Annotated in this window: 8 protein-coding genes; 6 read left to right on the forward strand and 2 right to left on the reverse strand. The window is 70.9% G+C overall.

From position 1 onward, the window contains the following. Nucleotides 1-5 precede the first annotated feature (5 nt). Complete coding sequence (locus tag ACNYS0_RS41190) at nucleotides 6-728, reverse strand: AfsR/SARP family transcriptional regulator (RefSeq protein ID WP_422481776.1); 723 nt, start codon at nucleotides 726-728, stop codon at nucleotides 6-8. A 69-nt stretch (nucleotides 729-797) separates the two neighbouring features. Beyond that, on the reverse strand, nucleotides 798-1,778 hold the full coding sequence (locus tag ACNYS0_RS41195; RefSeq protein WP_422481778.1) for a hypothetical protein: 981 nt from the start codon (nucleotides 1,776-1,778) through the stop codon (nucleotides 798-800). A gap of 358 nt (nucleotides 1,779-2,136) precedes the next feature. On the opposite strand from ACNYS0_RS41195, the gene ACNYS0_RS41200 reads away from it, so the two are divergent. The 6 genes from ACNYS0_RS41200 to ACNYS0_RS41225 all read left to right on the forward strand — a co-directional run bounded on the left by ACNYS0_RS41200 (nucleotide 2,137) and on the right by ACNYS0_RS41225 (nucleotide 11,753). Then, complete coding sequence (locus ACNYS0_RS41200) at nucleotides 2,137-4,143, forward strand: glycoside hydrolase family 84 protein (RefSeq protein ID WP_422481780.1); 2,007 nt, start codon at nucleotides 2,137-2,139, stop codon at nucleotides 4,141-4,143. A 650-nt stretch (nucleotides 4,144-4,793) separates the two neighbouring features. Next, nucleotides 4,794-6,221, forward strand: coding sequence for a sugar transferase (locus ACNYS0_RS41205; RefSeq protein WP_422481782.1), 1,428 nt, complete (start codon nucleotides 4,794-4,796; stop codon nucleotides 6,219-6,221). Nucleotides 6,222-6,294: 73 nt separating this feature from the next. After that, nucleotides 6,295-7,620, forward strand: coding sequence for a nucleotide sugar dehydrogenase (locus tag ACNYS0_RS41210; RefSeq protein ID WP_422481784.1), 1,326 nt, complete (start codon nucleotides 6,295-6,297; stop codon nucleotides 7,618-7,620). Nucleotides 7,621-7,624: 4 nt separating this feature from the next. Next, nucleotides 7,625-8,872 carry a glycosyltransferase family 4 protein gene (locus ACNYS0_RS41215; protein WP_422481786.1) on the forward strand — a complete coding sequence of 416 codons (1,248 nt, stop codon included), beginning with the start codon at nucleotides 7,625-7,627 and terminating at the stop codon, nucleotides 8,870-8,872. After that, entirely contained in the window at nucleotides 8,869-10,236 is a 1,368-nt protein-coding gene (locus ACNYS0_RS41220) for a Wzz/FepE/Etk N-terminal domain-containing protein (protein WP_422481788.1), read from the forward strand. Before ACNYS0_RS41215 ends, ACNYS0_RS41220 begins: the two co-directional genes overlap by 4 nt. Beyond that, nucleotides 10,233-11,753 (forward strand): Wzz/FepE/Etk N-terminal domain-containing protein, encoded by a 1,521-nt coding sequence (locus ACNYS0_RS41225; RefSeq protein ID WP_422481790.1) that lies wholly within the window; start codon nucleotides 10,233-10,235, stop codon nucleotides 11,751-11,753. Before ACNYS0_RS41220 ends, ACNYS0_RS41225 begins: the two co-directional genes overlap by 4 nt.

Below are 11,753 nucleotides of genomic sequence, written 5' to 3' on the forward strand. Positions count from 1 at the left end.
CGGAGTCAGCGGACGAGCGGAGCGGGAAGCAAACTCCGTAGTTCGGGTGTCGGTTCCAGGGCGATCTCCCGCAGGAGGATGCGGCGGCACTGCTCGTACTGGCGTGCTGCCTCCCAGCGGTTGCCTGCGGCGACGTGTGCCCTGATGAGGGTCGCGTGGGCGCTCTCCCGCAAGGGTTCGGCGTGTACGGCAGCGAGGCCGGCGTCGATCGACTCGCCGTGGCGGCCGGCGCGGGAGAGGCGCTCGCAGAGTGTCTCCAGCGCGTGCAGGCGCAGATGGTGGTGGCGTTCGCGCACCGCGATCAGCCACTCGTCGGACCAGTCGGGAAGCAGGTCGACCGACAGCTCGGCGCACGATTGCGGTGTCAGTAGGTCGTCGCACGGCGTAGTGCGGTCGAGCAGCCGGTGCGCCAGGTCCTGCACGGTGCTCAGGTCGACCGTCACCTCCGGGGCGAGCAGGAGGTGCGGTGCCGAGCCGTTCAGCGTGCACCGGCACGACTTGTGGACCCGCCACAGAGTCGAGCGAAGATTGGCCGCGGCCTTGTCCGGAGATATGTCCGGCCACAACGATTCCGCCACGTGAGTGCGGCTCAGGGGACGGCGCGCAACCGCAAGGAATGCGACCAGGCGTTGGGCGCTGCCGGTCATGGGCACCCAGGTGCCACCGACGCTGAGGGTGAACCCTTGCAGGAGCTGAACGCTCACCGCACCGGCCAGTTGTCCGCGCATCGTTCCTCCCCCGAGAGATGCGGTGCCGTGCGTCTCCCGCAGGATAGGGATGCCGCCATGAACGGGCCATCAGTCTCGCGGCACCGATCCGCGTGCGTCGTCACAGTCCAGCCCGGGGAAGAGCCTGTTCCGGAACAGGTCTGTGAGCAGTGTGGTGCGCGAGGCGAGCCCCATGTAGCGGCCGCCTCGTGTCACGGCTAGATAGTCGGTGTGGGTGCAGAAGACGGTCCGCAGCCACTGCTCTTCCGGCAGGGACTCATCGAGGGTCTCCGTGTGCAGGAAGGCGCGGAAGAGGTCGTTCAACCTGATGATGCTGATCCCCTTCGGACCCGTCTTCTCCAGCGCGTGCATCTCGTGAAGGAGAATCTGTTCGTGCGTGTCGGTCCTGCGTACGGTCCCCGTGAACGCGAGCTTCTGGTAGTGCGGATTGCTGGTCGCATCCGGTGTGGGCTGCAGAACCTGGTTCCACTGAGCGGTGAACACCGCCGCGCGGTCGAGTGCCTGCCGCAGTTCCTGGTTGGAGGAGGCCATCGCGTTCAGCATGTGTGTCGGCTCCGCCCAGCCCTGGAACACGCGCGGGCGACCCGCGTCCGTGGCAACGAACGCGATCGCGCGTGGACTTCCCAATCGGCTCGCGCCCGCGCAGACGACGGTCAGCCGCGTCTCCCACCACGCGGTACCGTCCTGCAGATCGATGATGGCGACTTCGTTCTTGGCGAACTCATTGATCGCGTGCAGGACTTGGGGACCCGCGCTGTCCGTGATGTCCAGGCCTTCCGACGCACCCATGTTGCGGGGGACATCGCCCGTCGGAGGTTGCACCGCGGCGGCCTCGGCGACCGCGCCGAAGTTGAGAGTGAAGCCGAACCCGCCCAGGGCTCCACCTCTGGCCGCGACCGCCTCGAGAAGCATCAGCAGCACGGGCACCGAAGAGATGACCAGGATGGCTATCAGAACGCCGGGTTCGAGGTCCGCACCAGGCCAGTCGGCGAAGCCTTTGAGCAGGAAGAAGCCCGTGACGAGTACGACCAGCAGAATCGTGCTCGTCACCAGTGCCCAGACCGGCCCCGTCGGCCAGAACCGCCAAGTGCCCTGCCTTCTCGGCTCCATGACCGCCCCCGGTTCGTCTCGACAGCTCCGGGCACGGTAGACGGCGGCCGTCAGCGGGGCGTCAGCTCGATGTCAACCACGCGTCACCGGCCCACCCGCCGGCCGGACGCGGAGCACATGCCACACGGTGACGTGCAAGTGCATCGCCTCGGCGCTCCACACGGCGCGCCGATCAACCGGGACGGGCAACTCGCCAACGGCTACGAGATCTTGACACCGTCATGGATGGGTGGTGGTTTAGACCACGTGCCCTCGCCCGAAGGTGAGGGTCCGCTTCCGTGGAGGTGCAGTGTCCCGTATGTCTGAACGTCATTCGTCCTGTCTCCCCCGTGTCTCCCGCCCCGCGCTCGCCGGTGCCGCGCTCCTGCTCACCCTGGGGGCGGTCGCCGTGCCCGCTCGGGCGGAAGGCGGCGCGCCGGCCGCCTCCGGTGCGGAATCGGCGGCCAAGTTGCCCGTCGTCACGCCCACTCCGCAGGACATGAGATCCGCGGGTGCCGATCTGAGGGTGCCCAGCCGGGTGCGGCTCGTGCTCGGTGACGGCGTCGACGCGTCGAGTGTCGAGGTCGTCAAGCGGGCGCTGACCGCCGCCGGGGCCCGGTCCTTCGACACCGTGAAGGCCGCCGACGCCGCCAGGACGGCAGCGGCGCCCGGTGTGTTGACCGTGGTGGCCGGTTCCATCAAGGACGGCGCGGTCGCGGCCGCACTCAAGGGCGCGGGCGGCACCGTGCCCGGCACCCTGAACCCGGAGGGCTACTCCCTCGCCTCCCGTGGCTCCGCCAAGGGTGACATCGTTGTCCTGGCCGGAAACGACGGGGACGGCGTCTACTACGCCGCCCAGACGCTGCGCCAGCTGGTGACCGGCGCGCACTCCCTCGCCTCCGTCTCGATCACCGACTACCCGAGCATGCCGCTGCGCGGCAGCATCGAGGGCTTCTACGGTGCGCCTTGGTCGCACAGCGACCGCGTCGACCAACTCGCCTTCTACGGCGACGTCAAGGCCAACACGTACATCTACACGCCGAAGGACGACACGTACCTGCGGGAGAAGTGGCGCACGCCGTATCCCGCGGACAAGCTGGCCGATCTGCGCGAGTTGATCGAGAAGGCCGCCGCCCACCATGTCGACTTCACCTACGCCGTCTCGCCCGGACTTTCGGTCTGTTACAGCGACCCCGAGGACGTGAAGGCGCTGAAGGAGAAGCTGGGTTCGCTCTACGACCAGGGCGCGCGCAGCTTCTACGTGGCGCTCGACGACATCAGTTACACCAAGTGGAACTGCGATGCCGACCAGGCGAAGTACGGGGCGCCGGGGCGGGCCGCGGCCGGGCAGGCGCAGACCGATCTGCTCAACGCCGTGCAGCAGGACTTCATCGACACCCATGAAGGCGCCAAGCCGCTCCAGTTCGTGCCCACCGAGTACTCCGACACGGCCGACTCCGCGTACAAGTCCGTGCTGCGCGAGAAGTTGGACCCGAAGGTCGTCGTGCAGTGGACCGGCACCGACGTCGTGCCGCCCGCGATCAGCGTCGCGGACGCCAAGGCCGCGTCCACCGTGTGGGGCCGCAAGGTGTTCCTTTGGGACAACTATCCGGTCAACGACTACGGGCAGACCGCCGGACGGCTCCTGATGGCGCCGTACGACAAGCGGGAAGCCGGTCTGCACAAGGAGTTGAGCGGCATCGTGCTCAACCCGATGAACCAGGCGGCGCCGAGCAAGGTCGCCCTCTTCGGCGGCGTCTCGTTCGCCTGGAACGACGAGGACTACGATCCCGACCGCACCTGGCGCGCGTCCGCCGCCTACCTGGCCGGCGGGGACCGGGACACCGCGCGGGCCCTGCTCGCCTTCTTCGACACCGAGCACCTCGCGCCGACCTTCGGCGACACGAACTGGCAGCCGCAGGCGCCCGAACTCGCGGCGCGCATCGGTGAGTTCCGTTCGGCGTGGGGCGGCGGCTCGGATGCCGAGCGGCAGGCCGCGCTGCGCAAGCTTTCGGCCTATGCCGAGGTCCTTGCCGAGGCCCCCGAGCAGATTCGCGCCGGTGTGCGGGATCCGGCCTTCCTCGCGCAGACGAAGCCGTGGCTCGACGCCCTCGACCTGTGGGGCGGTGCCCTGAACGCGACGCTGGACGGGCTGCGCGCCCAACTCGGCTCCGGCAGTGGGGAGTCGGACTTCGCGAAGGCGGCCGACCTGGCCGAGCAGGCCTCCGCGATCACCACGATCCCCGGCACCACGCGTCCGCAGGGCCCGATCAAGGTGGCCGACGGTGTGCTGGACACCTTCATCGCGCAGGCGCCCAAGATGTGACGACCCCTCAGAAGCCCGCCCCGGTACGTGACCTGGGCGGGCTTCGTCGTGTCCGGGCGCCGCTCCGGAGTGGAGGGGTGGAATCCCGTCGAGAATGGCTGACCGTGCAGGCAACTTCAAACCTTGACCACAAATTCCACACATCCCTCTCTATGGGCGGCCTCAATGGTCTAGATTGACCGTGCTTCACATGACGGGACACTAGGCGACAAATAATGATCTATGGGGGCTGGTGTGGCGTGCGACCGACCGCCGCCGCACCGGAATCGAACGGGGGGTGATCGTTTTGTGGTGCCCGACAGGGGGACCTTGGGCGCGGGGAGCGCCCGAGAAGTCGCGGGGATTCAGGGCGACTCGGTCCTCGGGTTCCGATCAGCGCGTCACGTCCGCCACCGACTGAGCGGATGACGCACGCCGAGCTGAACCAGCCGGTGATTCACGCACGGGAGGCGGGGGCCTCCCGAGGGGGAGGAGCAGCGCGGTACGGGGGGCGGGGGGCCTCCCGAGGAGGGGAAACAGCACGGGGGGCGGCGGCCTCCCGGGGGGGAGTAACCGTGTTGGGCGAGCACGTCGAACCCGCTGGCGACCCGGACGGGGCTGTACAGCAGGGGGAATTAGTCAGCCCGTTCCCATCGGTCGGCGGACGTCCGGTGAACGGGGCACTGCGTCGGCCCGCGAGCGACTGGGAGCAGCGCTACCGCCGCATCGTGATCATCAGCGATACGGTGGCGACCGCCGTCGTGGTGGCGGCCTTCGGAGGCTTCTTCGGGGTCAGGGACGCCGCCAACTGGCATGAGAAGTGGAAGATCCTGGCGTTCGGCACCGAGTTGCTGGTGCTGGGGGCGCTGGCCGTGAGCCGCTCGTGGGCTCCGGCCGTGCTCGGCCAGGGCGCGGAGGAATTCCGCCGGCTCGGGCGCTCGCTGTTCACGGCGACCGTCGTCCTCGCGCTCGGCGGGATCGCCCTCACCTCGCGCAACATCAAGCTCTGGATCTTCGTCGCGATCCCGGCGATCGCGCTGGTGACGATGACCGCGCGCTATCTGCTGCGGCTGTGGCTGCACAGACAGCGCAAGGAAGGACGTTGTCTGCGTCCGGTGCTGGCCGCGGGGAGCCCGGCCACCGTGCGCGACCTGATCAGCAGAACGCGGAAGTTCCCGCACATCGGCTGGCAGGTGGAGGCGGTCTGCACGACGGACGGGCACGGGGTCGACGGTGACCGTCTGGACGGAGTGCCGGTCGTCGGCCCCCTGACGGACGTCGCGAGTCACGTCTCGCGCGACGGCTACCGGGTCGTCGCGGTCACCCCGGACCCGCACTGGACACCGGACCGGTTGCAGCGGCTTGCCTGGAACCTGGAGGGCAGCGACGCCGAAATGGTCGTGGCGCCCGTGCTGATGGAGGTGGCGGGACCGCGGCTGCACGTGGACGCGGTACTGGGGATACCGCTGCTGCGGGTCAGCATGCCGGCGTTCACCGGGGGGCGGCGGGCCATAAAGGAGATCGTCGACCGGCTGGGTGCGCTGCTTCTGATCCTGCTGTTCGCGCCGCTGATGGTGCTCGTCGGCCTGTCCGTCCTGGTGGACAGCCGCGGCGGGGTGTTCTACCGGCAGCGCCGGGTGGGCAAGGACGGCCGCGAGTTCACCATCGTCAAGTTCCGCACCATGGTCGCCGACGCCCATGGCAAGCGGGCCGGTCTCGCCGACCGGAACGAGGGGGCGGGGCTGCTGTTCAAGCTCCGGCGGGACCCGCGGGTGACCAAGGTGGGGCACGTGCTGCGCCGCTACTCGCTGGACGAACTCCCGCAGCTGTTCAACGTGTTGACCGGGTCGATGTCACTCGTCGGCCCGCGGCCTCCGCTGCCCGAGGAGTCCGCGGCGTACGGGCCGGACATCCGGCGGCGCTTGCTCGTCAAGCCGGGGCTCACCGGCCTGTGGCAGATCAGCGGACGCAGCGACCTGCCGTGGGAGGAGGCGGTCCGGCTCGACCTGCGCTACGTCGAGGACTGGTCGCTCGCCCTCGACACGGTGATCTTGTGGAAGACCTTGCGGGCCGTGCTCCACGGACAAGGGGCGTACTGAAGCGGGGGGCGCGCCGATCCGTCGGCGCAGGAAAGTCAGGCCACAAGGGCCTGCTCTGGGGGGAGGAACGGGAATGAGGATCAGCGTCCTAGGACTCGGCTACGTCGGCTGTGTGTCGGCGGCATGCCTGGCGGGACAGGGCCACGAGGTCATCGGCGTGGACGTGAACCAGGCGAAGGTGGACCTGGTCAACAGCGGCAGGGCGCCCGTCGTCGAGGAGCGGATCGGCGAGCTCACCGCCGAGGTCGTGCGGACCGGAGCCCTGCGCGCCACCCGCGACGTCCGCGAGGCGATCATGGGCAGCGACGTGTCGCTGATCTGCGTCGGCACGCCGTCGGAGCCCAACGGCAGCCTGTGCACGACATACTTGGAGCGGGTCACCGAACAGATCGGCGCCGCGCTGGCCGAGCGCGGGGACAAGGGCGGCCGCCACACGGTCGTGTTCCGCAGCACCATGCTCCCGGGCACCTGCCTGAACCTGCTGGTGCCGATCCTGGAGAAGAGCCTCGGCGGCACGGCGGGCGTCGACTTCGGCGTGGCGGTCAACCCCGAGTTCCTGCGCGAGGGCACCAGCGTGCGGGACTTCTTCGACCCGCCCAAGACCGTCATCGGCCAACTGGACCAGGCCAGTGGCGACGTGGTGGCCCAGCTGTACGAGGGCCTGCCCGGCGAGGTGTTCCGGGTGCCGGTCCCGGTCGCCGAGGCGATCAAGTACGCGGACAACTCCTTCCACGGCCTGAAGATCGGCTTCGCGAACGAACTCGGCGCCGTGTGCCAGGCGTTGGGCGTGGACTCGCACCAGGTGATGGACGTGTTCCTCGCCGACCGCAAGCTCAACATCAGCCCCGCCTACCTGCGCCCCGGGTTCGCCTTCGGCGGCTCCTGCCTGCCCAAGGACCTGCGCAGCCTGGTGCACGCGGCGCGGCGGGCCGACGTCTCCGTGCCGATCCTCTCCCACGTCCTCGCGTCCAACGCCGACCACCTCCAGCGCGCGGTGGAACTCGTCGAGCGCACCGGCAAGCGCAAGGTGGGCCTGTTCGGCCTGTCCTTCAAGCCCGGCACCGACGACCTGCGCGAGAGCCCGCTCGTCGAACTGGCGGAGCGGCTCTACGGCAAGGGCTACGACCTCAAGATCTACGACGCCAACGTGAGCCTGTCCCGGCTGATGGGCGCGAACCGCGAGTACATCGAGGGTCGGCTCCCGCACCTCGCGCAGCTGCTCGCGGACTCCGTCGACGAGGTGCTCGGCCACGCCGAGGTCTGCCTCGTCGGCACCAGAGATCAGGCCGTCCTGTCGGCGCTGCCGCTCAGCGGTGGCCCGACGGTCGTCGATCTCGTCCGCCTTCCCGACGCCGAGGCGCGTCGGGCCGAACCGGGGTACATGGGCCTTGCTTGGTGACGCAATGAACGACGCAACAACCAGCGGCGGCGGGCCGAACCGGCGCGCGCTGATCCTGGTCGAGAACCTCTCGGTCCCCTTCGACCGGCGGGTGTGGCAGGAGTGCACGACGCTGCGCGACGCGGGCTGGACGGTGCACGTCATCTGCCCGCAGGGCACGAAGCGGGACACGGAACCGGAGACGGTGATCGACGGGGTGCGGATCCACCGCTACCCGTTGCGCGCCGCCACCGGGGGGCCGGCCGGCTATCTGCGGGAGTACGGCTCCGCGCTGTGGCACACCGCCCGGCTCGCCCGCAAGGTGGGACCGGTCCACGTCGTCCACGCCTGCAACCCGCCGGACCTGCTGTTCCTGGCGGCGCGTTGGCTGCGGCGGCGCGGCGCGCAGTTCGTCTTCGACCAGCACGACCTGGTGCCCGAGCTGTACCTCTCGCGCTTCGACCGCGGCGAGGACCTGCTCTACCGCGGCGTGTGCGCGCTCGAACGCAGCACCTACCGGGCCGCGGACGTCGTGCTCGCCACGAACGAGAGCTACCGCGACGTCGCGCTCGACCGCGGCGGCAAGCGCCCCGAGGACGTGTTCGTGGTCCGCAGCGCGCCCCAGGTCGAGCGTTTCGAACCGGTGCCGCCCGAGCCGGAGTTGAAGCGCGGCAAGCCCCATCTGCTGTGCTACCTCGGCGTCATGGGGCCGCAGGACGGCGTCGACTACGCCCTGCGGGCGCTGGCCAAACTGCGCGACGAACTCGGGCGGACCGACTGGCACGCGGTGTTCGTCGGCTCGGGCGACGCCTTCGACGCGATGGTGGAACTGTCCCGTGAACTCGGGCTCGCGGACCAGGTGCAGTTCACCGGGCGCATCCCGGACGCCGACCTGGTGCGCTACCTGTCCACCGCGGACGTCTGCCTCTCGCCGGACCCGCGCAATCCGCTCAACGACGTGTCGACGATGAACAAGGTCCTGGAGTACATGGCCATGGGCCGGCCCATCGTCTCGTTCGATCTGAGAGAGGCGCGCGTCTCCGCAGGTGACGCGGCTGTCTACGCGCGTGCCAACGACGAGGCGGAATTCGCGGGTCTCGTCGCGCGACTCCTTGACGACCCCGAGCAGCGGGCCCGGATGGGCAAGCTCGGTCAGGAGCGCATCGGCGGCCCGCTGTCCTGGCGCAACTCGCAGGAGTCGCTGCTCGCCGCCTACGCCGCCGCGGTGGCGAAGCGCGCGCCCGCCCAGGCAAGGAGGAGGCGGGTTCGTTGAGCGAGGACACGATCCGCCTGGTCACGATCGGCCGGATTCTCCGTGGAAGGTGGCGGCTCCTCGCCGTCCTCACCGTGATCGGCGCGCTCGTCGGCTACGGCGTCTCCGTGGTCTTCCCGCCGCGCTACACGGCGTCGGCCTCGGTGCTGCTGCCCGGCCAGTGGGAGGAGCGCGAACTGCTCACCCAGGTGGACATCGCGACGAGTTCGTCGGTGGTCGACCGGGCCGCGGCCAAGCTCGACTGGGCGGGCGTCAACGGCAGCGACCTGCGCGGCCGCGTGGCCGCCAAGGCCGCCGACGGCAACATCATCACGATCTCGGGCACGGCAGAGAGCCCGAAGCGCGCACAGCAGCTCACCGACCGGGTGGCCCAGCAGTTCGTCGCGTTCTCCGCGCGGATCGAGGGTGGCGCGACCAACGCCGACGCGGCCGCGGGACCCGAGGCGCTGCGCAAGAAGGTGCAGGAGACCAACCGCCGGATCACCGAACTGGCCCGTGGGGCCGACCCGGGCCGGACGGTCGAGGGTGTGCAGGCCCGTACGGCGCTGGAGAACCTGCGCAACTCGCTGGAGGCGGCCATGAAGAAGCTGGAGGAGGCCGACCCGGCGACGGACAAGGCGAGCATGGTCGTCATGGGCCCCGCCGCCCGCCCGACCGGGCAGTCGCCGCCGACGCGCGTGCAACTCATCGTCGCCGGGGCACTGTTGTTCCTCCTGTGCTCGATCATCGGTCACCTGACGGCGGCCCGGATCAACCGCCGGCTGCGCACCGAGCAGGAGATCGCCTCCGCGCTCGGCTCGACGCTCCTCGGCGCCGTCGACGTGCCCGGGGAACAGCGGGCGCAGACGTCCCAGGGAGGCGGCCCGCGCGCCGCACTGCGCCGGCTGCTCGGCACCGACACCCGGTGGGACGTCCCCGCCCCGCAGCGCTCCGGCGACGAGGCCGCGCGGCGCACCCGCTACCGGCGGGTGTGCGGCCGCCTCCGCGCCCAACTGCCCGCGCCCCGGCGCCTGCTGGTCGTCGTCCCGGACGGCGACGAGCTCGCCCTGCGGGCCGCGGGCCAGCTCGTCGCCGAGGCCAAGGGCGACCCGGTGCTGCGCGTGGTCGTGGTCCCCGTGGACCGGCCGATCGTGCCCGACCGGGGCACCGAATCCGGTGCCGTCGTCGTCCTCAGCGCGGGCAGCTGGACCGCGGAGGAGCTCACCGGCGTCGCCGAGGCCTGCGCGGACGCCAGGCACGAGATCGTCGGCATCGTCGTCGCGGGACCGGTCAGGGTCCGCCCCGCGGGCCCGGCAGGGGAACCGCCGGACCATGCCACTCCCGCGCTCGCCGTGCGCGGCCACGCGACGGGAGGCTCGGCGTGACGACGAACAGGACTTCGGAGTCGGCGGCGGGCACCCCGCTGCTCGACCTGCACGCGCTGGTGGTCGCGGTGCGCAGGCGCCGCCGCCTGTGGGGTGCCCTGGCACTGCTCGGCCTCGTGATCGGCGCGGCGGTGGCGATCCTGCTGCCGCCCCCGCCGAGCGCGGTGACCAAGGTGCTGGTCGCGCACCAGGAGGACCAGCCGAACGACACGGGAACACTGATCCGCACCGACATCGAGGTGCTGGGCACCACCCGCATCGCCAAGGACGCCCTGCGAACCCTCAAGTCCGGGGAGAACCCCGCGGACTTCATGCAGGACTACCGGGGCACCGGCCTGACCAACAACGTGCTCCAGATCGACGTGTCGGCCGACAGCGAGGCGCTGGCGGTCGACCGGGCCAAGGCGCTCGCCGACGCGTTCGTCGCCGACCACGTGCGCCGGATGCGGGCGGCGGCCAAGGCCGAGTCCCAGGCCCTGCTCGACCAGCGCGACCGCATGCGCGAGGAACTGGCCCGGGTCAACAAGGAGATCGGCGACCGGGCACCGGACGACAATGCCGGAGAGTCGGCCGCCGGCACCGAGACGCTCTTCGCCCGCCGCGCCGAACTCAACTCGCGGATCGCCGACTTCGACCAGCGCGCCGCCGAGGCCCGCACCGGCACTCCCAAAGTCGTCGCCGGTACGCAGATCGTGGACGCCCCGCGCGCGGTGCGGCACTCGCTGCCCAAGACGACCGCCACCAACGCGGGGATCGGCCTGGTCCTCGGCCTCGTCCTCGGGCTCGCCCTGTCCGCGGTCGGCGCGGTGGTCGCGGACCGCCCCGTGCTGCGCAGGGACATCTCGGCGAACCTGGGCGCCTCCGTCATCGCGGAGCTGCCCCGGCGCTCCGGGCCCTGGCGGCGCAAGGTCACCCGGGCGACCCGCGAGCGCCTCACCGCGACCCTCGCCCGCACGGTGCACGGCTCCGCGGAACCGCTGTCGCTCCTCGAACTGGGCTGTGCGCGCACCACGAGCGCGATCGCCCTGGACCTCGCGGGGGCGCTGGCGGCGGAGGGCCCTGTGGCCGTCATCGACGGCCTCCCGGGACCGGAGCTCGCCGAACACCGCCCGCAGCAGGGCGGCCCCAGGGTCGTCGGCAGCGAGCACGTCGCGTCCCTGTCGCCCCAGGACCGCCGCATCGGCGTCGGCTCCGTGGCGCCCGGCACGGCGTGGACCGACCTCCAGTACCTCGGCACCCAGACCGTGCTCGTCGTACGGGCCGGGCACGGCAGCGCCGCATGGCTGCACACCGTGGCGCGGCAGCTCGCCGAGCAGCGCATCCCGGTGCTCGGCGTGGTGTTGATCGACCCCGATCCGCGCGACAGGACCGACGGCACGCTCTGGGACGGGCTGCACACCGCCCTGCGCGGCAGGGGCGAACGGCCGGCCCGGCACAACGGGTCGGGCCCGCGGCGCACGGAGCGCAAGCCCGCGTGGGCCGCCAGGGGCGCGGACAACGACCAGGAGGCTCGGTAA

The sequence above is a fragment of the Streptomyces anthophorae genome (assembly GCF_049310305.1).
In the GTDB taxonomy this organism is placed as follows: domain Bacteria; phylum Actinomycetota; class Actinomycetes; order Streptomycetales; family Streptomycetaceae; genus Streptomyces.

Bases quoted from the DNA above. Each gene is read 5' to 3' on its own strand.
- ACNYS0_RS41215 (WP_422481786.1), top strand. From the start codon at position 7,625: ATGAACGACGCAACAACCAGCGGCGGCGGGCCGAACCGGCGCGCGCTG.
- ACNYS0_RS41210 (WP_422481784.1), top strand. From the start codon at position 6,295: ATGAGGATCAGCGTCCTAGGACTCGGCTACGTCGGCTGTGTGTCGGCG.
- ACNYS0_RS41190 (WP_422481776.1), bottom strand. From the start codon at position 728: ATGCGCGGACAACTGGCCGGTGCGGTGAGCGTTCAGCTCCTGCAAGGG.
- ACNYS0_RS41200 (WP_422481780.1), top strand. From the start codon at position 2,137: ATGTCTGAACGTCATTCGTCCTGTCTCCCCCGTGTCTCCCGCCCCGCG.